General features: G+C 39.5%; 20 protein-coding genes. 10 read left to right on the top strand and 10 right to left on the bottom strand.

Annotation, left to right across the window (positions count from 1 at the left end):
* Positions 1-182 precede the first annotated feature (182 nt).
* Complete coding sequence (locus G322_RS0108265; protein ID WP_022941330.1) at positions 183-824, bottom strand: PilZ domain-containing protein; 642 nt, start codon at positions 822-824, stop codon at positions 183-185.
* A gap of 212 nt (positions 825-1,036) precedes the next feature.
* Between G322_RS0108265 and G322_RS0108260 the strand changes: the two genes are divergently transcribed.
* The 4 genes from G322_RS0108260 to holA all read left to right on the top strand — a co-directional run bounded on the left by G322_RS0108260 (position 1,037) and on the right by holA (position 7,770).
* Positions 1,037-3,121 (top strand): methyl-accepting chemotaxis protein, encoded by a 2,085-nt coding sequence (locus G322_RS0108260; RefSeq protein WP_022941329.1) that lies wholly within the window; start codon positions 1,037-1,039, stop codon positions 3,119-3,121.
* Positions 3,122-3,539: 418 nt separating this feature from the next.
* Positions 3,540-6,119: a leucine--tRNA ligase gene (gene leuS, locus G322_RS0108255; RefSeq protein ID WP_022941328.1), complete on the top strand. Its 2,580-nt coding sequence runs from the start codon at positions 3,540-3,542 to the stop codon at positions 6,117-6,119.
* Between the two features lie 95 nt (positions 6,120-6,214).
* Entirely contained in the window at positions 6,215-6,763 is a 549-nt protein-coding gene (locus G322_RS20230; RefSeq protein WP_022941327.1) for an LPS-assembly lipoprotein LptE, read from the top strand.
* A 5-nt stretch (positions 6,764-6,768) separates the two neighbouring features.
* The gene (gene holA / locus G322_RS0108245; protein ID WP_022941326.1) at positions 6,769-7,770 is read left to right on the top strand and encodes a DNA polymerase III subunit delta; all 1,002 of its coding nucleotides are present in this window, start codon (positions 6,769-6,771) and stop codon (positions 7,768-7,770) included.
* Between the two features lie 53 nt (positions 7,771-7,823).
* Here holA and bamJ read toward each other — a convergent pair whose 3' ends face one another.
* The 6 genes from bamJ to grpE all read right to left on the bottom strand — a co-directional run bounded on the left by bamJ (position 7,824) and on the right by grpE (position 14,340).
* Positions 7,824-8,444 (bottom strand): BamJ family beta-barrel-assembly machinery protein, encoded by a 621-nt coding sequence (bamJ, locus tag G322_RS0108240; RefSeq protein ID WP_022941325.1) that lies wholly within the window; start codon positions 8,442-8,444, stop codon positions 7,824-7,826.
* 88 nt (positions 8,445-8,532) lie between these two features.
* Positions 8,533-9,327 carry a M48 family metallopeptidase gene (locus G322_RS0108235; RefSeq protein WP_022941324.1) on the bottom strand — a complete coding sequence of 265 codons (795 nt, stop codon included), beginning with the start codon at positions 9,325-9,327 and terminating at the stop codon, positions 8,533-8,535.
* Between the two features lie 11 nt (positions 9,328-9,338).
* On the bottom strand, positions 9,339-9,887 hold the full coding sequence (locus G322_RS0108230) for a bifunctional adenosylcobinamide kinase/adenosylcobinamide-phosphate guanylyltransferase (RefSeq protein WP_022941323.1): 549 nt from the start codon (positions 9,885-9,887) through the stop codon (positions 9,339-9,341).
* A 69-nt stretch (positions 9,888-9,956) separates the two neighbouring features.
* Positions 9,957-11,084, bottom strand: a complete 1,128-nt coding sequence (gene dnaJ / locus G322_RS0108225; RefSeq protein WP_022941322.1) for a molecular chaperone DnaJ — start codon at positions 11,082-11,084, stop codon at positions 9,957-9,959.
* A gap of 306 nt (positions 11,085-11,390) precedes the next feature.
* Positions 11,391-13,310, bottom strand: coding sequence for a molecular chaperone DnaK (gene dnaK, locus G322_RS0108220; RefSeq protein ID WP_022941321.1), 1,920 nt, complete (start codon positions 13,308-13,310; stop codon positions 11,391-11,393).
* A 391-nt stretch (positions 13,311-13,701) separates the two neighbouring features.
* Positions 13,702-14,340, bottom strand: coding sequence for a nucleotide exchange factor GrpE (grpE, locus tag G322_RS0108215; RefSeq protein ID WP_022941320.1), 639 nt, complete (start codon positions 14,338-14,340; stop codon positions 13,702-13,704).
* A gap of 140 nt (positions 14,341-14,480) precedes the next feature.
* Between grpE and nadK the strand changes: the two genes are divergently transcribed.
* The 3 genes from nadK to ggt are packed head-to-tail and all read left to right on the top strand — an operon-like array spanning position 14,481 to position 17,776.
* Entirely contained in the window at positions 14,481-15,380 is a 900-nt protein-coding gene (gene nadK / locus G322_RS0108210) for an NAD(+) kinase (protein ID WP_022941319.1), read from the top strand.
* A 16-nt stretch (positions 15,381-15,396) separates the two neighbouring features.
* Complete coding sequence (gene nadD, locus G322_RS0108205; RefSeq protein ID WP_022941318.1) at positions 15,397-16,032, top strand: nicotinate-nucleotide adenylyltransferase; 636 nt, start codon at positions 15,397-15,399, stop codon at positions 16,030-16,032.
* Between the two features lie 10 nt (positions 16,033-16,042).
* Positions 16,043-17,776, top strand: coding sequence for a gamma-glutamyltransferase (gene ggt, locus G322_RS0108200; protein WP_022941317.1), 1,734 nt, complete (start codon positions 16,043-16,045; stop codon positions 17,774-17,776).
* Between the two features lie 205 nt (positions 17,777-17,981).
* Here ggt and G322_RS0108195 read toward each other — a convergent pair whose 3' ends face one another.
* Complete coding sequence (locus G322_RS0108195) at positions 17,982-18,965, bottom strand: lipid A deacylase LpxR family protein (RefSeq protein ID WP_022941316.1); 984 nt, start codon at positions 18,963-18,965, stop codon at positions 17,982-17,984.
* Positions 18,966-19,021: 56 nt separating this feature from the next.
* Positions 19,022-19,696, bottom strand: a complete 675-nt coding sequence (locus G322_RS0108190) for a flagellar brake domain-containing protein (protein ID WP_028866514.1) — start codon at positions 19,694-19,696, stop codon at positions 19,022-19,024.
* Between the two features lie 159 nt (positions 19,697-19,855).
* On the opposite strand from G322_RS0108190, the gene G322_RS0108185 reads away from it, so the two are divergent.
* The 3 genes from G322_RS0108185 (at position 19,856) to G322_RS0108175 (ending at position 23,320) form a co-directional block, all read left to right on the top strand.
* Positions 19,856-21,394, top strand: a complete 1,539-nt coding sequence (locus G322_RS0108185) for an HD domain-containing phosphohydrolase (protein ID WP_022941315.1) — start codon at positions 19,856-19,858, stop codon at positions 21,392-21,394.
* A gap of 116 nt (positions 21,395-21,510) precedes the next feature.
* The gene (locus G322_RS0108180) at positions 21,511-22,020 is read left to right on the top strand and encodes a hypothetical protein (RefSeq protein ID WP_022941314.1); all 510 of its coding nucleotides are present in this window, start codon (positions 21,511-21,513) and stop codon (positions 22,018-22,020) included.
* A 1,036-nt stretch (positions 22,021-23,056) separates the two neighbouring features.
* Positions 23,057-23,320 carry a hypothetical protein gene (locus G322_RS0108175; RefSeq protein WP_022941313.1) on the top strand — a complete coding sequence of 88 codons (264 nt, stop codon included), beginning with the start codon at positions 23,057-23,059 and terminating at the stop codon, positions 23,318-23,320.
* Between the two features lie 22 nt (positions 23,321-23,342).
* Here the strand turns inward: G322_RS0108175 and G322_RS0108170 are convergent.
* A partial coding sequence (locus G322_RS0108170; protein WP_169337466.1) for a transposase occupies positions 23,343-23,570 on the bottom strand: 228 nt, incomplete at its 5' end.

Genomic DNA, 23,570 nt, shown 5'->3' with positions numbered 1-23,570 from the left:
CGGAGAGCTATAAACCCTCGCTGGTTTTCAAGACCAGTGCATTCAGCCGCTCTGCCACCCCTCCGCAGAACGAGGCAGATAATACAGACAAGCGCTTAAGTTTGTAAAGCTTAAAATCACAAAAAAAAACTGTTTGCCGATAAATCAGACAAACAGTTTAAATAACAATCAAAATAGTTAATTTATTTAAATTGATTCGCATGTGCTTCAGGGTGTTGCTCTGCATGGCACTCAAACAGATATTCTGCTAATGCAGCTAACACGGTATCGTCTGTTGATTTCCCCAATGAATAAGCCACTGTTTTATTATCAATGCGGCGAATTTTCGAACCTGAAATAGCAAGACGCTCACGATTGGGTAGTTGTAGGTAGATATTATGCAACTGCTCAGGAAATTCCGTTTCTTTTTCATCGTCAATTAACAAAGAGATACCAGAAGCGGAGAGATCTTTGATCTGGTAATGTAAATCTTCACCTAACTCATTGACCAAACGCATGGTTTTATTAGCAGGTAAACGCCATGAACGCAGTTTTTCACCTGTTTCAAATATTTTAGGTGATTTAAGGCTCATGCTAAAGTTAGCAAAATCACCCATTTTCATCTGTACAGGAAAGACTAAATGGTGATTACCATAATTAGCAACAAGCTGTAGATCATCTGCTAAGCCTAATTGGAAAAGAAGTACATCTTTACCGTTAGCACCCGTAATCTCATACTCTAAGCTTTTACTTTCATTTTCTGAATCTTCGATATCCATGATCATTTCAGATAACAATTTAAATTCATCATCATTTACCAATAAATCCTTATTTTTTTCAGTCATCAACAACCTCCTTTTAGGGTGAAAATTAAATATACAACTTTCCACTATACGATAAAATTAGATAAATTTAACTTATTTATTGTCAATAATCTGAGCCACTCCTGATTAAAAATAAATTAACAAATAATCACCTAAAAAATATACCGTAATTTAAGCGTTATGATTAAACTACAGTTCTCAGTCATCACACAATTTTAAAATCAGGGAAAAATATGCAGTTTTCAAGCATTAGACAACAAATTATGTTATTTGGGGGCGCGAGTTTACTTGCCGTTACTTTATCGATGGTCGGTTACAGTGCTTATAGTGGTAAGCAACTGCTTCACGAACTAGATCAATTAGTCTTAAATAATGCCGAACAAACATTAAAAGAAAACTTAACGTTAGCGGCAAAAATAGAAGCTGCAAAAATTAATATCGTTTTTAATCAAGCGATGGAAGTTTCTTTGATTTACGCATCTGCATTTAGTAATAAAAACCCTGAATTTTCTCGACAACAAGTAAACCAATTATTACAAAACACCCTCACTAATAATCCGAATTTACTGAGTATTTATACTGGCTGGGAAGAAGATGCATTTGATGATGATGCTGTATTTAATACTAACAATAACTATTCACAAAGCAATGGCATTTATGCACCTTATATTAATCGATCATCATCAGGGTTAGTTAAGATCCAATCTTTAGGAGACTTTTATCAAACAAAGCTTTCTGATACGGGCATTCGCCTTTCTGAATGGTATTTATGCCCAATGGAAAGTAAAAGTGCATGTATCATTGATCCCGCTAGCTATAATGTACAAGGTACTCCTACGTTGCTCAGTTCATTTGTAGCCCCAGTGATGCGTAATAATCAATTCCAAGGTATGTTTGGTGTTGATTATTCTTTGAATTTTTTACAAACATTAGCAACAGAAACATCTAAAAATATCGTTTCTGGGCACTCTCAAGTTATCATACTTAGCCCCTCTGGTATCATCAGTGCAGACAGCAAAAATGCCAAGAATATTGGTAAAAAATTACAAACGACCGCTCTTAATCAATTAATCCGAGATCGACAAATCAATAAAACCATTGTCAGTGGCGATGATTTAATTGCTACAGCGACCTTTACCACCATCAATACCAATACTAAATGGCAAGTTATTGTCGTTGCTCCTGTCAACATTGCACTTGCTGACGCACAAAAAATTGTTAAAATAGTGAATACTAAATTTTCAGATAACTTAACCGGCCAGATGACCATCGGTATTATTGCGGCTATTTTAGGCCTTATTTTGATGTGGTTTGTTTCTCTTTCCATTGCAGCCCCTATTAAGATTTTAGTCTCACGCGTCAAAGCATTAACTCAATCTGGTGGTGATCTGACTCATCAAATAGATATCAAACGTTCAGATGAAACAGGGCAACTCGCACAACACCTTAATACTTTTATTGGTGACGTACGTAATGTCATTGGTGATATTGCAGGTAGTGTAAATTCACTCACCAGTAGTGTGCATACTACTGCAAAAGCAGCAGAGCAAGGCGAAACAAAAATAATGGAACAACGCAGTGAAATTGAACAAGTGGTCACTGCCGTTACTGAAATGGCATCAACAGCACACAGTGTTTCTGAAAATGCTCAAGAAACAGCACAGGCAGTTTCATTGACACAACAATCGGTTGATCAAGGACAAACCGTTGTTTCTGCAAACGCAGCCGGATTACAAGATCTTACTAATAATGTACTCGAAGCCACACGCATCATTGAAGAGCTTGAAAAACAAACGGATGGTATCGGTAGTATTTTAGAAGTGATTCATAGCATTTCCGAACAAACTAATTTATTAGCGTTAAATGCAGCGATTGAAGCAGCACGTGCTGGTGAGCAAGGCCGAGGCTTTGCCGTGGTTGCCGATGAAGTACGTAATTTAGCCACTAAAACAGCAGCATCAACAGATGAAATTCAACAAATGATCACTGGTTTGCGTACCAATAGTAAACAAGCCGTAAAAACCATGCTACATAACATAGAGCTCAGTGATAAATGTATGTCTCATGCGAAAGAAGCGGTTCAAGCATTGGATGAGGTCAGCGTGCAAAGTGGTAAAATACAAGATATGGCTCACCAAATCGCCAGTGCAGCAGAAGAACAAGCAGCGGTTACCGAAGAAGTTAACCGCAGTATTGTGGCAATTAATGATGCTGCACAGGAAATTGGGCAAGGCGCTCATCTTGCACAACAAGAGAGTTCCCGTGTTTTTGGTTACACCAATGATGTGAGTAATAAAATTAACCGATTTAAATTCTAAACGAATCTCGTCACTCATCCACAAAAAGTACCAGCAAATAGCGGGTACTTTTTTTTTGCACTAATAAAAACAACACTTCTTGCGCATAAATATTGTTGCACCGTCTTTGCTCCTGTATCCTAGCGCCTTACTTTATACCCATGTTACCTCAGTCAGGCACAAGCTCGGTAATCAGAGCAAGGCGCAACATGAACGAATGGTTATTCCCTTTGTAATTGTTGCAACGCTGGGTTGGTTGTCGAGGTTGCACCCCGAAGGGCAAGGTAACTCGCACCCATCTGCGTTGTTATAAAATCTCGACTTAGAACGACTTGGCTTCAATTTTATGCATAGCATCCTGGCACGATTTTCCTTGCTGACTTTGCATCTTGAAGTATCATGGCTATATATCCATTTATCATTGCTAGGCAGAATTAAAATGCAAGAGTTATATAACCCAAAAGAGATTGAAGCTAAATTCCAAAAAAACTGGGATGACAACCAATCATTTAAAGCGACAGAAGATCCATCAAAAGAAAAATATTACTGCCTATCAATGTTCCCCTACCCAAGTGGAAAACTGCATATGGGTCACGTGCGTAACTACACCATTGGTGATGTTGTTTCACGTTACCAACGCATGCAAGGGAAAAATGTGATGCAACCAATGGGTTGGGACGCATTTGGCCTACCCGCTGAAAATGCAGCCATTAAGAATAAAACAGCACCTGCGGGTTGGACCTACGAAAATATTGCTTATATGAAGAAGCAATTAAAACAGCTCGGTTTTGGTTACGATTGGAGCCGTGAATTGGCAACCTGTCAACCTGAATACTATCGCTGGGAACAGTGGTTCTTTACTAAATTGCTTGAAAAAGACTTAGTTTACAAAAAAATGGCAACCGTTAACTGGGATCCTGTTGACCAAACTGTTCTTGCCAATGAACAAGTTATTGATGGTCGTGGATGGCGCTCTGGTGCAATAGTTGAACAAAAGCAGATCCCACAATGGTTTATTAAAATCACCGCCTATGCACAAGAGCTATTAGATGATTTAGACCAGTTAGATGAATGGCCAGAGCAAGTTCGCACCATGCAACGTAACTGGATCGGTCGCTCAGAAGGCATCGAAATGGACTTTAACATAGTGGGCTCTGATGAAACAGTGTCTGTCTACACAACACGTCCAGACACCGTAATGGGGGTGACTTATATTGCGGTTGCAGCACAGCATCCGATTGCACTTGAAGCGGCAAAAAACAATGCAACACTGGCTACTTTTTGTGACAAATGCAAAAACCAAAAACTGGTTGAAGCTGAACTTGCAACAATGCCAAAAGAAGGTGTTGATACGGGCGTTAAAGCGATTCACCCTATTACGGGTGAAGAAGTGCCAGTATGGACAGCAAACTTCGTATTAATGAATTACGGTTCGGGTGCGGTGATGTCTGTTCCTGCGCATGACCAACGTGATTATGAATTTGCTAAAAAGTACGCTTTAGACATTAAAGCCGTGATTAAACCTGTTGATGCCGATGTTGATGTGAGCGAGAAAGCTTACACAGAAAAAGGCATCTGTTTTGACTCTGCTTCTTTTGACGGTTTAGATTTTGACGCGGCATTTAATGCGCTTGAAGAAAAATTAGTGAACGACAACAAAGGTCAACGTAAAGTTAACTTCCGTCTGCGTGACTGGGGTGTTTCTCGTCAACGTTACTGGGGCGCACCGATTCCAACATTAACCCTTGAAGATGGTACGGTGGTGGCTGTACCTGAAGACCAACTCCCTGTAATTTTGCCTGAAAATGTTAAAATGAATGGCATTACATCACCGATTAAAGCAGATCTTGAGTGGGCAAAAACCACTTATAAAGGTCAACCTGCACTGCACGAAACAGATACCTTTGATACCTTTATGGAATCGAGCTGGTACTACGCACGTTATTGTTCTCCACAAAGTGATGACAAGATGTTAGACCCAGCTAAAGCGAACTATTGGTTGCCTGTTGACCAATATATTGGTGGCATCGAACACGCTATTTTACATCTTTTGTACTCGCGTTTCTTCCACAAGCTACTACGTGACTTTGGTTTAGTAGATTGTGATGAACCGTACAAGAAATTGCTTACTCAAGGCATGGTATTAGCAGACGCTTTTTATTATGAAGATGAGAAAGGTGGCAAAATCTGGGTTGCTCCTGTCGATGCAATCACTGAAACCGATGAAAAAGGTAAAGTACTCAGCGCTAAAATGGCCAATGGCCAAGTACTTGTTTTTGATGGCATGTGTAAAATGTCTAAATCGAAAAATAATGGTGTTGACCCACAACAGATGATTGATAAGTATGGCGCAGACAGTGTGCGTTTATTTATGATGTTTGCAGCCCCTGCTGAGCAAACGTTAGAATGGTCTGATTCTGCACTTGAAGGTTCACTGCGTTTCCTTAAGCGTTTATGGAAAATTGCAAATGAGCATGTAAACGCGGGTGAAGTTGTAGATTTAGAGATTAAATCACATAACGACAAACAAAAAACACTGCGCCGTGAACTGCATAAAACCATCAAAAAAGTAACCGATGATTTAGGTCGCCGTCAAACCTTTAACACCGCTATTGCTTCGGTAATGGAGTTGATGAACAAGCTGACTAAAGCACCAACAGCAGCGCCTCAAGATCGAGCCATTTTACAAGAAGCACTGGTTGCCGTGGTTAAACTATTATCCCCTATTACGCCACATATCTGTGCAGAGTTATTTGAAGCATTAGGTGAGCAAGGTGATATCTTAACAGCGCCTTGGCCAATCGTTGATGAAAGTGCATTAGTTGAAGATTCAAAGCTCATTGTTGTGCAAGTAAACGGCAAACTACGCAGTAAACTCACTGTCGCAGCGGACGCAACAAAAGAAACCGTTGAAGCATTAGGTTTAGCGGATGAAAATGTCATTAAATTTACTGATGGTAAAACGGTACGTAAAATTATCTATATACCGGGTAAGCTACTGAACATTGTTGCTAACTAAATGGTTGCAAACTAAAATAAAAAAGCTGAAAGGCGGGAGGTTTCTAACCTTTCAGCCTTCTCTTTTATATTTCCCTCTTTTTTAAAAGGCTAATTATGCAACGTCTGTTTAACGCTTTTAAAACCCTCTTTTTAATTTCAGCATTGTTATTAGTAACAGGCTGTGGTTTCCACTTAAAACACAACGATGGTTTAGTGGAGAAATATCCACAAATCCTATTGCAAAGCCCACCAAATAGTGATTTAACACGACTGGTTAAACTACGTTTACGTGGTGCCGGTATTGAGATCGTTAATGAGCCTTCTGATGCTATCGCCATCTTAAAAATTAATGGTGAACGACGTACCTCACGTACTATCTCGCTTTATGTTAACGCTCAAAATGCAGAGCAAGAATTAGGTTATAACCTCAGTTACTCGATTCAAAGCCCCGGTTATGAAGCACAACATTTTACCGTGAACTTATACCGAGACTTCTTAGATAACCCTGCTCAAGCACTGGCAAAATCGCGTGAAGCAGAGTTATTAACCAAAGAGTTACGTGTTATTGCAGCCGATCATATTATTAATACCATGCTCAGTTTAGAAAACAAAAGAAGTAATCGTATTGCCGTTGATAATGAAGAAAGTGAAAAAGATAAATAATTAACATGCGCATCTACCCAGAACAACTAATGCAACACATCAAGCAGCAACTGCCTAACTGTATCCTTCTTTTTGGCGATGAAGCATTACTGACACTCGAAGCACAAGATCTGATACAGAAAGTTGCAGAAACACAGGGTTACCTTGAAAGATTTAGCTTTAGCCTTGATGGAAACTTTGATAAAGATGAGATTTACGCGCACCTACAAAGCCTCTCTCTGTTCTCTGAGAAAAAGATACTGCACCTGACACTGAGTAAAACCAGTAAAGAGAACACTGCTTTTTTACGTGAAATAACACCACTATTAAACGCAGATATATTATTGCTGTTGCAAGGGCCGAAACTTAATAGTCAGCAGATGAACGGGGTTTGGTTTAAAACACTAGAAAAGCAAGGGCTATTTGTAACGACGAATGCACCGACAACGCAACGTTTTCCACAGTGGGTTTTTCAGCGTTTAAAAGTGCTGGAGTTACAAGCAAACAAAGAGGTGGTTGATTTTCTTTGTATCCACTTCGAGGGCAACCTGTTAGCGGCTAAGCAGGAGTTTGAGAAACTTGCCCTGCTCTACCCAAAACAAACACTGAATTTACACCAAGTTGAACAATCGATCACCACCCATAACCACTTCTCACTCTTTCAATGGGTAGATAGCTTATTAGCGGGTGATAAAAATCGTAGCCAACGGATCTATCAGCAACTACAAGCCGAAGGCACAGAATTACTGTTATTAAGTGCAACATTAGGCAGTGAAATTCAGAAGTTGCTTAAGCTAAGTTATCAATCAAAGCACACGCTATTACCACAGCTACTTAATCAACATCAACCTAAGCTGTGGGCAAGTAAACAAGCATTGATAACAGAGGTTTTAACACGCTTAAACAGTGAAAAATTAGAGCAATTATTACTACAATGTGCGGATCTAGAAATAGCGGTTAAAGTTGAAAATAGTAGCGATAATTGGTTAACACTCGCACTGATCAGTAGCACTTTCTATCAGACATAAAAAACCTCTCAGTGATTAATCACTGAGAGGTTTTTGGTTATGCTTTATTACAATTACTTAATTGCTAATAATTCAACTTCAAATACTAACGTTGAATGTGGGCCAATTGAAGCACCTGCGCCACGCTCACCGTAAGCAAGATCAGCAGGAATAGTGAGTTTATATTTTGAACCTACAGGCATAAGTTGTAATGCTTCAGTCCAACCAGCGATAACACCGCCCACTGGAAACTCAGCAGGTTCACCACGTTCAACAGAGCTATCAAATACAGTTCCATCAACCAATGTACCGTGATAATGAACGCTTACTGTAGATTCAGCCGTTGGTTTTTCACCCGTACCTTCAGTGATAACTTCAAAATGAAGACCAGAATCAGTGACCTTAACACCCTCTTTTTTAGCGTTTTCAGCTAAAAATTCAGCACCGGCAGCGCCTAATAGTTTTGCTTGCTCATCGGCAGTTGCTTTCATTTTTGCAGAGATCAGTTGAAATGCTTCTTGTAACTCTTGTTGAGAAACTTTGCTCTCTGCACCTGCGAATGCGTCTGCAATACCAGCTGCCACATTAGCAATTTCTAAACCGTCAAAAGGTTGTGCTTTAAGTTGTTCACCCATTTGTAGACCAATACCGTAACTTGCTTGTAATTCTTGTGTGTTTAATAATAATTCAGACATTTTTATCTCTTTTATTTTAATGGTTGGATTGAAAATAGATGGGGACAGTGACCCCTCTTTTAAATAGTAAAAAGGTGATTAATTATATTTATTTACAATGAGGTCGACTGTTCGCCTGCTTTTGTAGTTTTAAAGCCGTTGGCATGGCCGCATTTAGATCGTCAATACGTGTTTTATGGGAAGGATGAGTTGAAAGTATCTCTGCAGGGTTTTCACCACTTGAGGCTTTGGCCATATTTTTCCATAACTGCACCGCGGCACGAGGATCAAAACCTGCTTTTGCCATTAACGCCAAGCCGAATAGATCCGCTTCAGATTCATGAGTACGACTAAATGGCAGTAATACACCATATTGTACACCTAATCCTAACGCGCTCATCGCAACACCGCCATATTCCGATTCTTTACTAAAAACGTCAGCCACCGCAAGTCCAGCGTTTGCCAGTTGTGCATGACTCATACGCTCATTGCCATGTTCAGATAATACATGGGCAACTTCATGACCAATCACAGAGGCTAATTGATCTTGGGTGGTTGCAACATTTAATAAACCACGATAAACCCCTATTTTTCCTCCCGGAAGGGCAAATGCATTTACCTGATCACTATCAAACACAACCACTTCCCATGTTTTTATCGCATAACCCTTTTCTACTTGTGCTGTGATATGCGTTGCAACACATTGCACATATTGATTCAATTTTTTATCGCGAGAAAGCGGTATCTCTTTTTTCATTTGCTCAAAAGATTGTGTGCCTAATTGCTTCATTTCAGAGTTTGAAAAAAGGGTTAACTGCTGCCGACCAGAGGGACTTTTAGCACAACCCACTAACAATGATGCGCTCAAGAGGCTAACCGTTAATAATATTAATTTTGCTTTCATAAAAATTCCTTTTATTTAATGTGTTGTGCAATACCCGCAGTAACAACAGTGACATTATCACACAGAGAAGCAACTTGCTGATTAAGCTCCCCCAATTTGTCCGCATATGTACGCATTAATTTGCTATCACCAATTAACCCACAGCCCACTTCCCCCGTCACAATAATGACTTTAGCTTGTAGTGACCTTAGTTGCTCAATAAATTGATGCTTAACGTGTTCATACTCAATCACAGACTGTTTCAATGATTTGTCTTGTGACAAATACCAACCCACCCATGTCGATAAACATTCAATTAAAATAAGTTGCTTAGGCGCATCATATTTTTCCAGAAAATAGTGTAATGTTTTGCTTTGATAATCTAATTCACAGGTGACAATTTTACTGTCACGATGCAGTTGATGACGTGCAATACGACTTTTTGTCTCTTCACCAATAGCAAGGCTAGTGGCGATATAGAGTGCATGCTCTTGAGAAGATTCAGCTAACCAACTACCGAGTAACTTTTCTGAAAAATCACTTTTACCACTACGTACACCACCAATGACTAAATGTTTCATCTATTTCTCTTTTATCGCTAAAAAAATACCATCACAAGGATGGTATTTTCAAGAAATAACAAATTATTATTATTTACTCAGGTCATCAAAAAAGTTTTTTATATTATTTAAAAAACCATCTGATTTTGGTTTATGTTTTTTAGGGCTTGATGAACAACTTTTTTCAAACTCTTTTAACATTTCGCGTTGCTTCGATGATAACTTCACCGGTGTTTCCACAATCACTTTGCACATCAAATCACCCGTGCTGTGACTGCGTACTGATTTAACGCCTTTATTACGCATACGGTACATGCGACCCGTTTGCGTTTCTGCGGAAATTTTAAGTTTCACGCGTCCATCTAAAGTCGGCACTTCAATCTCACCACCAAGGGCGGCTTCTGTGAAACTAATCGGCACTTCACAGTAAAGGTTATTACCGTCACGTACAAAGACATCGTGTTCACGTACGTTCATCTGTACATACAAGTCACCCGCTGGCGCGCCATGCTCACCGGCTTCACCTTCACCACTTAAACGAATACGATCGCCCGTATCAACACCTGCGGGGATTTTAACATTCAGTGTTTTGCTATTTTCGTAACGACCTTCACCATGACACTTATGGCAAGGATCAACAATAATTTTACCTTTACCACGACAAGTAGGACAGGTTTGGTTTACTGCAAAGAAACCTTGACGCATCTGTACTTGGCCTTGACCATGACAAGTGCCACACGTTTTAGCCTCAGTGCCTTTTTTAGCACCCGAGCCATTACACTGTTCACAATGAACCAGTGTTGGAATATCAATCTCTTTTGAGACACCCTTTACCGCTTCTTCAAGCGTGAGTTCCATATTGTAACGAAGATCAGATCCCTGTTGCGCACGTTGTGCACCGCCACGACCACCACCACCAAAAATATCACCAAAAACATCATCAAAACCACCACCGCCGAAACCGCCACTACCAAAACCACCTTGGCCTTGCTGATTAACACCTTCGTGACCATATTGATCAAATGCTGCTTTTTTATTGGGATCATTAAGAATTTCGTAAGCTTCTTTTACTTCCTTGAATTTTTCTTCAAGTGCAACATCACCTTTAGTTCTATCTGGATGAAATTTCATTGCAAGGCGTTTATAGGCCTTTTTAACCTCTTTTCCCGTTGCACTACGACTCACACCAAGTACTTCATAACAATCACGTTTTGACATTTTTAGTTCTCAAATTTCTATATAAATAGCAGTAGATGCGTTGGACTAAGCCATTTATGTTTACTACAAGGCGAAAAAGCGCAGTTTAATAGTTTAAATACTCCGTACATCCTGTACTACGCCCTACGGGCCATCTTACAGATGTTCAAATTCATTCCAGATGAATTTGTGAGGATTTTCCAACGCTGTAGTAAGCTTAAATGGCAACGACCAAGGTATATACCAAACAATAACGCGGATTATAGAGATCTCTATAACCCGCGTCATTCTTTAAATAATAAACCTACCTAGATAAAGGCAAGTTAATTATTTTTTATCATCTTCTTTCACTTCTTCAAACTCAGCATCAACAATATCATCATCTTGCTTAGCTTGTGCTTCTGGCTTCTCACCGTCTGCTTCTGTCGCTTGTGCTTTTTGCTGAGCAATTTCAGATAGTTTTTGTGATGCTTCAGCAAGTGCTGTTGTTTTCGCTTCAATCGCTTCTTTATCTTCACCTTTAGACGCTTCTTCAAGCTCTTTAATTGCGGTTTCGATTTTTTCTTTTTCGTCAGAGGCTAACGCATCACCCGCTTCTTCAATCTGTTTTTTGGTTGAATGAACCATTGCATCCGCTTGGTTACGCACAGCAACAACTTCTTCAAAGGCTTTATCCGCTTCAGCATTTGCTTCTGCATCTTGCACCATTTTTTCAATCTCATCATCACTTAAACCAGAGCTAGATTTGATGGTGATTTTTTGCTCTTGGTTAGTATCTTTGTCTTTTGCAGAGACATGTAAAATACCATCAGCATCCATATCAAACGTCACTTCAATTTGTGGCGCACCACGGCTTGCAGCACGGATACCTTCAAGATTAAACTGACCTAACGAGTTGTTATCAGCAGCACGTTTACGCTCACCTTGTAAGATGTGAATCGTTACTGCACTTTGATTATCTTCAGCGGTTGAGAACGTTTGCGCCTGTTTTGTTGGGATAGTGGTATTTTTCTCGATAACTTTAGTCATCACACCACCCATTGTTTCGATACCCATCGACAGTGGCGTTACATCTAAAAGAAGAACGTCAGTTTTTTCACCAGAAAGTACCGCACCTTGAATCGCAGCGCCCATTGCAACCGCTTCATCAGGGTTAACATCTTTACGCGCTTCTTTACCAAAGAAATCAGCAACTGCTTTTTGTACCATTGGCATACGTGTTTGACCACCGACCAAAATTACATCGTCAATTTCACCCACGCTTAAGTCAGCATCTTTAAGTGCAATACGTAGTGGCTCAAGTGTTGCTTTAACCATATCTTCAACAAGAGACTCTAATTTAGCACGGGTAATTTTAACGTTTAAGTGTTTAGGACCTGTTGCATCTGCTGTGATGTAAGGCAGGTTAATGTCAGTTTGTTGTGTTGAAGAAAGCTCGATTTTTGCTTTTTCAGCAGCTTCTTTAACGCGTTGCATTGCAAGCGGATCGTTGGTTAAATCAAAGTTTTGCTCTTTTTTGAACTGATCAACAACAAAATTGATTAGACGATTATCAAAATCTTCACCACCTAAATGGGTATCACCGTTTGTTGCTAATACTTCAAATGTTTTCTCTCCATCTACTTCATCAATTTCGATGATTGAGATATCAAAAGTACCACCACCTAAGTCATAGACAGCAACAACACTGTCGCCTTTTGCGGTATTAACACCGTATGCAAATGCAGCAGCTGTTGGCTCATTGATGATACGTTTAACATCAAGACCTGCGATACGCCCCGCATCTTTTGTTGCTTGACGTTGTGCGTCATTAAAGTAAGCAGGGACAGTAATTACTGCGCCAGATACTTTCTCACCTAAGTAATCTTCTGCTGTTTTTTTCATTTTCTTTAATACTTCAGCAGAAATTTGTGGTGGTGCCATTTTTTCACCACGTGCTTCAACCCATGCATCACCATTGTCAGCTTTAACAATTTTGTAAGGCATGATTTTAAGATCGCGCTGTGTTTCTTCATCTTCAAAACGGCGACCGATTAAACGCTTGATTGCGTATAATGTATTCGTTGGATTTGTTACTGCCTGACGTTTAGCAGGTTGGCCCACTAACGTTTCGCCATCTGTGTAAGCGATAATTGAAGGAGTGGTACGCTCACCCTCTGAGTTTTCAATGATTTTAGCAACATCACCGTCTAATACAGAAACACATGAATTGGTTGTACCTAAATCAATACCGATTATTTTACCCATTTTACTTCTCCAACTTATTATCGTTTTATTTGTTTGGTTAGTGACCACTGGTTTAACTTAAAACCATTGTCGTTTTGATATTTACTATATGAGGGAGGATTTTTTACTTTCAAGGGAAAGTGATAAAAAAATTTAATTTATTTTAAAATAAAAAAAGGCACTCGAAAGTGCCTTTTAATTGAAATACAGTGCGCTACTACACCAATGAGCAATTCAGCACTAAATCATTTAGGTAAAGTTCAAGGCGAAAGCGCGGAGTTGGGTTTACCCAATGAGCACTTTCAACGCAGACAAATAGCTCGGGACCCGGCTTTAGCCAGTCGCATAACGATGAAGTGCATGGATGTACTTCATCGCTATGCCTAAATGACAACGGCTGAGTTGTGAAAGACTATGCAGAAGCAACCATCACCATCGCAGGGCGAATAACCACACCGTTATACTCGTAGCCTTTTTGCATAACCACCACAATCTCATTAGCGGCTTTGCCTTCAACTTGTTGTTGGCTGACGATTTGATGTTTCTCAGGGTTAGCCTGCTCACCAACAGGGTTGATTTGCACAATACCCACTTTTGAGAATGAATCAATCATCGACTTCAATGTTAACTCAACCCCTTCCGCCATTTTAGCCAGTGCTTCATTGTCTTTATCAATATGGCTAATGGCCATCTCTAACGAGTCTGCGACAGGTAACAACGCTTCTGTAAAACGTTTTAATGTGCGTTTCACTCTGTTTTCTGCATCAATACCCGCTTTACGGATCTCATTTTGAGCGTGTGCTTTGGCGCGCACGACTAAATCTTTTTGTACTTTCACGTCCTCTTCTGCCAACGCCAATTTTTTACCGAGCACTTCGATCATATTAACTTCTTTTTCTGTTTGCTCAGTTTCTTCAGCTTTTTCTTCAGCCTTTTCAGCCTCTTCAGGTTCAACAAGCTCCCCTTCAACCGCCACATCAGGTGTTTCTGTCTCTTCAGCTAATACTGCTTCAATCGCTTCTTCAACACTTACTTTTTGCTCTTCGCTCATTTTTTAATCCTAACTAGGTACAAATTCAAATTTTTATAAGGCTATTATGGGGATTCATACAATAGTTTCAAGTGTGTTAATAAAATCATTTAAACAAGTTATACTATTAATTCTCTCACTTCTTATTCAATTGGTATTTTATGAGCACTCAACAGGCTGATTTCAGTGAATTTAAAACCATTGGTTTAATTGCCAAGCCACAACATGCAGGTGCAAAACAGACCTTACAATCACTGTATGATTTTTTACAAAAAAAAGGACTCGCTGTTATCGTCGACCTGCGTGTTGCCAGTGAACTCTCCATTAACAATATTCAAAGTGATGATTTAGTCGGCATTGGCAAGCGTTGTGATTTAGCCATTGTGATTGGTGGTGATGGTTATATGTTAGGGGCTGCACGCGTACTTTCGCGCTTTGATATCGCCGTGATTGGCGTGAATCGAGGTAATTTAGGGTTTTTAACGGATCTTGACCCCGATAATTTTAAAGCACCGCTCAGTAAAGTATTAGCGGGTCATTATCTGGTAGAAAAACGTTTTTTATTAGAAACACAAATACACAGTCACGGCCATATAAAAAGCAGCAATACCGCCGTCAATGAGGTGGTTTTACACCCAGACAAAATTGCACATATGATAGAGTTTGAAGTATATGTCGATGATGACTTTATGCTTAATCAACGTGCAGATGGCTTGATTATCTCTACGCCAACGGGCTCAACTGCTTATAATCTTTCTGGTGGAGGACCTATCTTAACGCCAAATTTAGATGCTATCTGTTTATTACCGATGTTTCCGCACACCCTCAATAGCCGTCCTATTGTTATTGATGCCAATAGCGTTGTGCGCTTAAAAATAGCACAAAGTAATCAAAGTGAGATGCAAATAAGTTGTGATAGCCACGTAAACCTTTCTGTATTGCCGGGTGATGAAGTGATCATCCGCAAAACAGCACATCAACTCAAATTGGTGCACCCCGAAAATTATAACTACTTCCATGTATTACAAAACAAGCTAGGATGGGGCAATAAACTTTTTTAAACAAAGAGATTAATCAGTGAAACAAGCGATCGGTTTTTTAGGGGGCAGTTTTGATCCCATTCATCATGGGCACCTTTTACCCGCCATTGAAGTGGCGCAAAAATTGAACTTAAAACAACTTTTTTTGATGCCCAACCATATTGCGCCACATAAAGCAGGCAGTCATTGCAGCGCAGCCCAACGCTGTGAAATGGTTAGCCTCGCAATACAGCGTCACGCTCAGTTGCAAATTGACCAACGCGAGTTAAATCGCCATAGCGCCAGTTATACCATCGAAACATTAAAAGAGATCCGCACAGAGCACCCCACTACCCCCATCTGCTTTATGATGGGAATGGACTCGCTGATTCATTTTGATAGTTGGTTTGAGTGGCAAGATATTATTAATTATTGCCACCTTATCATCTGTGCTCGCCCGGGCTGGAAAGGTGAGTTTAGTAAAAAGATACAAACGTTGCTCAACAAACGTCAAACCGATTGTGTAAATGATTTGCACGCACAATTATCAGGTAAAATTTTTTTCCAGCCAACCACACAAGTTGATATTTCATCAACACAAATTCGCTTTAATATTAAACATCATAAAAGTGTAGAAAATTTACTACCAAGCTCTGTTTACCACTATATTCAACAACATCAACTTTATAGATAGGGACTTTATTATGTATTTAACCAAATCAGTTTTATTGCTCTGCCTGTTTGTTTCCCCATATCTTCATGCCACGTCACCACCGGCCCCTAAACAAACTGCTATTTACAGTAATATGTCCATTCACCATCCAGTTTGGGCAAAACAGGCAATGGTTTCCACACAAGAGGCGTTAGCCACACAGATTGGATTGGACATTTTGAAACAGGGAGGCAATGCCGTTGATGCAGCCGTTGCAGTGGGTTATGCGCTTGCCGTGACACTGCCCCGCGCGGGCAATTTAGGCGGCGGTGGTTTTATGCTTATCTACCTCAATAAAGATCAAAAATCGATTGCCATTGATTACCGAGAGAAAGCGCCTGCAAAAGCTTTTCGAGATATGTATTTAACGAAAGAGGGCAAGGTACAAAAACAGCTTTCACGTTACCATGGCCTTGCAGTAGGAATACCTGGCACAGTGATGGGACTGGAGCTAGCACGCAAAAAATATGGCACATTGAGTCGTGAAAAATTGATCGCACCCGCACTTAAACTAGCAACAGAAGGCATTATTGTAAGTCCTGATTTAGCCAACTCATTAAACAATGCTCAACCCCGTTTAAGTAAGTGGCCTAGCAGTCAAACCATCTTTTACAAAGAAAAGGGTAAAAACTACCAAGTGGGAGAGTCTTTAAAACAGCTAGATTTAGCGAATAGCTTAAAAGCGATCAGTGAACAGGGAGAAAAAGCATTTTATCAAGGTGAAATAGCCAAAAAAATCGTTCAGTCAGTACAACAAGCGGGTGGTTTGATCACCCTTGATGATATGAAAAATTACCAAGCCATTGAGCGAGAAGCCATTAAAGGCGACTATCGAGGTTATCAGGTTTTATCCATGCCACCGCCCTCTTCGGGTGGTATTCATATTGTACAACTGCTAAACATGCTAGAAAACTATCCGCTGGCAGAATACGGTTTTAACAGTGCACAAACGATTCATTTGATGAGCGAGAGCATGCGCCGTATTTATGCTGATCGAGCCACCTATTTAGGCGACAGCGATTTTGTTAATATCCCCATTAAAACATTAACATCAAAAAGTTACGCTAAAAAATTAGTGGCACAGATTAACCCCGATAAGGCCAGTGATAGCCTAGACATCAGTGCAGGAAAAATAGCCCCCTACGAGAGCAATGAAACCACTCATTTTAGTATTGTTGATAAGTGGGGAAATGCCGTTTCTAATACTTATACGCTTAATTTTAGTTATGGAACAGGGCTTGTCGCTAAGGGGACGGGCATTTTACTTAACAATGAGATGGATGATTTTTCAGCCAAACCAGGAACCCCTAACGGGTATGGTTTAATTGGTGGAGAAGCCAATGCGATACAGCCAAACAAACGGCCGCTGAGTTCCATGAGTCCAACGATTCTACTCAAAGATAATCAGCCCTACTTAGTGACAGGTACACCGGGTGGCGCGCGTATTATCACCACCACACTACAGATCATTTTAAATGTAATTGACCATAAAATGAATATCGCACAGGCAACCGCAGTCCCGCGTATTCATCATCAATGGTTACCCGATTATATTCGCTATGAACAGGGAATAAGTCCAGATACCCTGATGCGATTAAAAGCAAAGGGACACAAGCTAAAAATGCAAGCCACCATGGGCAGTACACAAACCATACTGCGTAATGAAAGTGGCGTTTATGGCGCATCTGATCCTCGCACCCCTTCCGCATTAAGCTTGGGTTATTAAAAACTAAAGTAACTACTCAGGCCGTTGCCATTTAAGGCGCGTGCAAATTAAAACTTCAGTTATCTGTCGATAACCGTGTTGAAAAATGCTCATTTAAACGACTAAACTGCGCTTTTTCGCCTTGAACTAAGCATAAACTCTGAACATTTACTGTCTATTTTTATAAAAAAGCCTCAAATTTTAAGGTGTACTGAGTAGTTACAAACTAAAAGTGATAGGTGAGCGCAATAGATCCAAAACGAGAGGCTTCCGCTTGCCCCTCGTATTCATCGGAAATATGTAACAGAGTATATAAGACAGAAAAATCATAGATATTAACCATGATACCCGCAGAGTAAGCGACTTGTAGGTGAATTAGTTCAACACTGTGGCTATCGTGGAAAGTATTACCATTGATAAAAATATCGTTAAGGACATAAACCGTGGACACATTAAAAAAAAGATACCAGCCATGCAGCGTATAATTCAAGCCATTGAATTTTTGCACTGGAAAAACCGTTGATGATATAAAATTATCCCGTAACTTCTGCCCGACTCGAAAACCGATCCCGGCAGCAACATCACTGCGCAAATTACCTAAACCACCATCCACACCCGTTAAAAAATCAAACTCAGCATTAAAAAGATGGGTTTCATAAAGTCGCCATGTACGCCTTGCTTGTACGCGAAATACAAACTCATTATTAATCTGCTGATCCCACCCTTGAGGTTGTTTCGCACCAGTTAAGCCATGCACAAAAGATTGTACAAACTCACCGCCCGCCACGGGCCCTACTGCACCTAAAATCAGACCGACTTCGTCATTCATAAATTGATCATAAGCTAACAGTTTCACTTGCCATGCAAGCAGGCCGACATAGGGGGCGTCCTCTTCAACCAGTGTTTCCACTTCAATATCAATCGCAGTTTGTAATGCTTGACCCAAACTATAACCGATAGCATATTGTTTGTTATTTGCGAAGGTAATGTGAGTTTGTTGTGCTAAATAAGTGATCCAACTGGGCAGGATTTTATCATTTAAAGCGTCAACTTGATTGTAACCCCACGTTAAAAAAAGGCCGTTACTATACAAACCATCATCTTTGAAAAAAACATCATTTTCAAATGAGAGGCTAATAAAACGATGATCGTCTGCTTGTGCCGTTGCAGACAACAGTAAAAATAAAATAATGGATAGATACGTTCTCATATGCCCCCCTTTTATTTTAAATTAAGATGAAAGCTCTTAAATCTCCTGTGCTTCGATTAGTTTAATAAGCTGCTCACCAGTAGTGGTTCAACAAACTGTTTAGACAGTTTTTCATCTGCCTCTATAATTAACCCGTATTGTACTGAACTGCCTTTTTCACCTGCACGTTTTCTATTTTTTATAGTGATAACAATCGACTTTTTTTCACCTTCAACCAATACCTGTAAAATGTATTTTTTATCTAAAGATGCCTGTTTTATTGATTCGCCAATAAAGGCACCACCATGCAAAGATAGGTCACTCAAAAAACCACTTGAAGATATTTTTTTCGTTTCTGGGTGTAATAGTTTAGCTTCGATATACACAGGTACGCGCAAGTGTTGGCGTAATGAAAGTTGTTGCACCGCTTTAGGGTAATCAAGCACTAACCAACGTCCAGCAATACTCATTAACTTTTGTATATGTGTTTGAAAAGCAATAAGGTTCGCATCGGGTTGGTCGGTACTGATTAAACGCACAATCACTTTTTGACCTTCACGTATATACTGCTTTGCAGAGATCCATTCACCATCACTGCCCATTGCAACAATCACCGACATATTTGCATCTACACCAATTAAACGCGTTTTTAAACGTACTGGTTGTGTAGGGGTAATAATTTGTAGGTGTACCTCTGTTTCACACGCTATCTTATTTAAATAACTATATTTTTCATCTGCTTTACTACTCACACACACTCCCCTTTTTAAAAAGTATATCCTGTAATTTCTAAGTCATGACAAGATATACAAAATATGTGAGCAATATTCGATGATTAATACCTCTCGAACATGCAAATACTCTATTTTGTGCCAAAATATTAAGATATACCATGAAGCAGGTCTAAAAGTATGTCTCAGTTTTTATTTCAAGAAGAAGATGAAAGTGAAATTCAAGTAACAACGCACTTGAATAGTAATGAAAAAGTATGGAATATTCTGATTGTAGATGACGAACCTGCAGTGCATGATGTCACCCGCTTAGTATTAAGAAATAGTGTTATTTTAGACAGGAAACTCGCGTTACATTCCGCTTACTCCGCCCAAGAAGCAAAAGTTTTATTATCTTCTGACATAGACTTTTGCATGGGTTTTATTGATGTGGTGATGGAGAGCGAACACGCTGGGCTGGATCTCATCAACTGGATACGCGAAGACCTTAAAAACAGTACCATTCGTCTTATCTTACGCACCGGCCAAGCAGGTAATGCCCCCGAAGAGAGCGTGATTAGCCATTATGACATTCATGATTACAAAACTAAAACAGAGTTAACACAACGTAAGTTAACCACCTGTGTTTATTCCTCGATTCGCAGTTATCGTGACATTACTACCATTGCCAAAAGCCTCGATGCGTTTAAAAAACTGATCGCTTCTTCCACCAGCATCTTAAAAGTAGACAAAATATCTGAATTTGCTTCAGCGGCCCTCACTAATCTTCTCTCATTAATGGGACTTGATAGCTCTTCTGTTTATATTGTGCGTCATGAGATTGACCTTTTTAATCATATTGAAGAGACTTACCTCGCTTGTAGCGGTAAATTTGGTCAAATTCCAGATACCATTGATAATGTAAACGAAGAGATTAGAGCAAAAATAAACAGTGCATTTATTGAGAAAAACAGTGAGTTTACCGACCAATATTTTATCAGTTTCTATAAAACATCACAGGATGCTTGCGCCGTTTTATATATTGAATTCGATAGCCCGCCTGTGGGTTTTCAAACCAATTTAGCAGAAATATTTTCCACCAATGTGGCATTAGTCTTAGAGAGCTTAGTGCGTCATCAACAGTCTGAAACTAATCAACGCGAGTTAATGTATATTCTTGGTGATGCGATTGAAGCACGCAGCAAAGAGACAGGCGCGCATGTAAAACGTACCGCACTACTTTGTCACCTGATCGCTGAAAAATTACAGATGCCAACCGTCTTTGTTGATGCAATCACAGCAGCAGCACCACTGCATGATATTGGGAAAATCACGGTACCAGAGCGGATATTACACAAACCCGGGAAATTAGATGCTGATGAATGGGAAATTATGAAACAGCATGCGGAATCGGGGGGGGCAATGTTAGCGCGTTCATCGCTACCTATCGCCCAACTGGGTAAAACATTAGCACGACACCATCATGAAAATTGGGATGGCAGTGGTTATCCAGATGGTTTAAAAGGAAAAGACACTCCGCTTGAAGCACGTATTATGGCGATTGTGGATGTGATCGACGCATTAGGTTCAAAACGCAGTTATAAAGAGCCGTGGAGTAATGATAAAATACTTGAATTTATTAAATCAGAAAGTGGCATTAAATTTCAACCAGAACTGGTTGAACTGGCAGAGTTATACTTTGATGAGATCATGGAGATCCGCAACCAACACCCCGATTAGAGTCTGATTTTAACGTGATAAAAATATAGTGGTATATAATCTCATTTTCACACTAGGGCTAAAGACATTAACACCAGAGAACTTATAATTACTATTTTTCTTAGTAAGGTTTATTTATGCCTTTTCGGCTCCCTCTATTGCTTCTTTTTAGCCTACTTCCTTTCAAAAGTTATGCTGAATTAAACACCCTTTTTTCAATGAACACGGGTTCATTTCTGTTTCATATCGTCCCGTATGATGTTGACTCTTACCAATATTTCGGTAATCAATACTTTTCAATTGAACGAAAATTTAGCAAAGAGTCAGACTATAGTCTATTTGCGGGTACATTTTTAAACAGCCAAGCGAACCGTTGCATGTTATTAGGTGTGCGCAAAGATTGGTATCACGTAAATAATAAGATAGTGATTAAAGGGGTTTACTCTTATGCGGGTGAATTTTTCTTTGATGCCTTTAAAAATTGTGGTGATGGAGGTGTTTACCGCACCAGCAAAGAGAATACCGGTGTCGCCTTTGCACCCTATATTTACCATGCAGCACAATACAATTTCAACGAACATGTGGGTGTGGAAGCAGGATTTATTCTGCCCATTATATTTGTAATGAGTGTGCAATGGTCTTTCTAGAGCATAGCAACTTAGACCAATTACAGTAAATAGCTAGTCTATTATACTGGTTAAAACAACTCACTTCTGCGTTGAAAGTTTCGTAAAGGGAACAACCATAAAAGAATTAAAGTCTTTATTTTAATTCTACTTAAATAGGGTTAGGTTTTATTTCATCCTTAAGATCATCACGTTAACAAAAGGGATTAGGACTACTTCCCTTTGTTCATGCCAGTGTGGCGCGTTAAGAAATCATGCATTTAAGAAGATAAAAAACACTTCGGAACGGCACTTTTTCTTACTGTTGAGAAGCATCGCTCTTTTCAAAAATGAAGCAAGTTTCATTACCTCATCGTCGACTCGCCAACAATGAGAAATTACACTAAACAGAGCCTATTGAAGCTAATCAATGAATGCTTTTCAGAGCATACAGTGATTTTTTGGTTTTAGTTTTTAACTTTAAAAAAATATATTTGTGTACAAGAGTCAGTGCTTCAGCTTCACCTTGGTAACTAAGCTGGACTGAAGTCCTACGTCCTAGTGCGGCTTTAAAAACTTAGGGCTAAAGCTGTACTTCCCAAAAATGAATATGATCAGTTTATTATTGTAGTTAGTATAAATCAGGTTCTGTCGCGAATCGTCATTCACTTCTTGTCGGTAAACACTCTGCAATCGCTTAGCAACTTTTAAAACAATTAAATGAAAAAAACGCTCCCTAATTCACTTAGATAGCGGTTTTTCAAATGGTTGTAGTCAGCCGATAAGCCGCGCCATCATTCGCGTGAGTTTGACAATAACTCTGCAATCGCTCACAGACTCAAGCAACCTACCCGCTTCCAGTATGGGTCATACCTCAGGAAGCAACTACTCAATGAATCTAGCTAATAAAAAATTATAATCAGTCCATCTTAGTGATTATAATTTGTGTACCTGTTTGTGTACTTCAGCACACAACTAGTAACCTATCTTCAACTCGTAATTAAACTCGCCTTAACAGAAACAAATTTCACTAACTGTTAAAATAACGAATTATCAAACAGTTATTAAAGGTTTTAGAGTGAAGTCACTTAACAAATTATTCATCGCCAAACTTAAAACAGCTTTAAATAAAGACAAAATGAACCCAATCCCAAGAAGCGGACCTGAAGGTGAAGCCGTGGACTGTTATTCGGTTTACGTAACCGACAATAATGGTAGTTATTTAGCAGACTATGTTGATGGGAATACATTACATGTGAATAAATGGAACGAGGAAACACAAGCACATGATAAATCAGTAGAGTTAAACTTAGAAAATTTAACAGCCCTAAAGACCCTGTAAATAATTCTGTGTAATTACCATTTTACAGGTGGCGCTTTAAACGGTCTTCAAACTCAATTATAAACCGATTCATAGCGGCTCTCCAGTTGTGAATCGGTTTTGACCATTTTTTTGATGCAGATCTGATCGCTAAGTAAATGACTTTCTTGGCAGAATCATCACTTGGAAATACCTTCCGATTCTTAATCGCTTTGCGAATAACACTGTTCAGTGACTCTATCGCATTCGTCGTATAAATAGCCTTTCTAAT

Source organism: Psychromonas hadalis ATCC BAA-638 (assembly GCF_000420245.1).
GTDB lineage: Bacteria > Pseudomonadota > Gammaproteobacteria > Enterobacterales > Psychromonadaceae > Psychromonas > Psychromonas hadalis.
Note: the sequence above shows the minus strand (reverse complement) of the source record. Positions and strands in the feature narration are given on the sequence as shown.

What these genes read in the sequence shown, in the direction of transcription:
- G322_RS0108265 (WP_022941330.1), bottom strand. Translation starts at nt 824, where the DNA reads ATGACTGAAAAAAATAAGGATTTATTGGTAAATGATGATGAATTTAAA.
- G322_RS0108260 (WP_022941329.1), top strand. Translation starts at nt 1,037, where the DNA reads ATGCAGTTTTCAAGCATTAGACAACAAATTATGTTATTTGGGGGCGCG.
- leuS (WP_022941328.1), top strand. Translation starts at nt 3,540, where the DNA reads ATGCAAGAGTTATATAACCCAAAAGAGATTGAAGCTAAATTCCAAAAA.
- G322_RS20230 (WP_022941327.1), top strand. Translation starts at nt 6,215, where the DNA reads ATGCAACGTCTGTTTAACGCTTTTAAAACCCTCTTTTTAATTTCAGCA.
- holA (WP_022941326.1), top strand. Translation starts at nt 6,769, where the DNA reads ATGCGCATCTACCCAGAACAACTAATGCAACACATCAAGCAGCAACTG.
- bamJ (WP_022941325.1), bottom strand. Translation starts at nt 8,444, where the DNA reads ATGTCTGAATTATTATTAAACACACAAGAATTACAAGCAAGTTACGGT.
- G322_RS0108235 (WP_022941324.1), bottom strand. Translation starts at nt 9,327, where the DNA reads ATGAAAGCAAAATTAATATTATTAACGGTTAGCCTCTTGAGCGCATCA.
- G322_RS0108230 (WP_022941323.1), bottom strand. Translation starts at nt 9,887, where the DNA reads ATGAAACATTTAGTCATTGGTGGTGTACGTAGTGGTAAAAGTGATTTT.
- dnaJ (WP_022941322.1), bottom strand. Translation starts at nt 11,084, where the DNA reads ATGTCAAAACGTGATTGTTATGAAGTACTTGGTGTGAGTCGTAGTGCA.
- dnaK (WP_022941321.1), bottom strand. Translation starts at nt 13,310, where the DNA reads ATGGGTAAAATAATCGGTATTGATTTAGGTACAACCAATTCATGTGTT.
- grpE (WP_022941320.1), bottom strand. Translation starts at nt 14,340, where the DNA reads ATGAGCGAAGAGCAAAAAGTAAGTGTTGAAGAAGCGATTGAAGCAGTA.
- nadK (WP_022941319.1), top strand. Translation starts at nt 14,481, where the DNA reads ATGAGCACTCAACAGGCTGATTTCAGTGAATTTAAAACCATTGGTTTA.
- ggt (WP_022941317.1), top strand. Translation starts at nt 16,043, where the DNA reads ATGTATTTAACCAAATCAGTTTTATTGCTCTGCCTGTTTGTTTCCCCA.
- G322_RS0108195 (WP_022941316.1), bottom strand. Translation starts at nt 18,965, where the DNA reads ATGAGAACGTATCTATCCATTATTTTATTTTTACTGTTGTCTGCAACG.
- G322_RS0108185 (WP_022941315.1), top strand. Translation starts at nt 19,856, where the DNA reads ATGTCTCAGTTTTTATTTCAAGAAGAAGATGAAAGTGAAATTCAAGTA.
- G322_RS0108180 (WP_022941314.1), top strand. Translation starts at nt 21,511, where the DNA reads ATGCCTTTTCGGCTCCCTCTATTGCTTCTTTTTAGCCTACTTCCTTTC.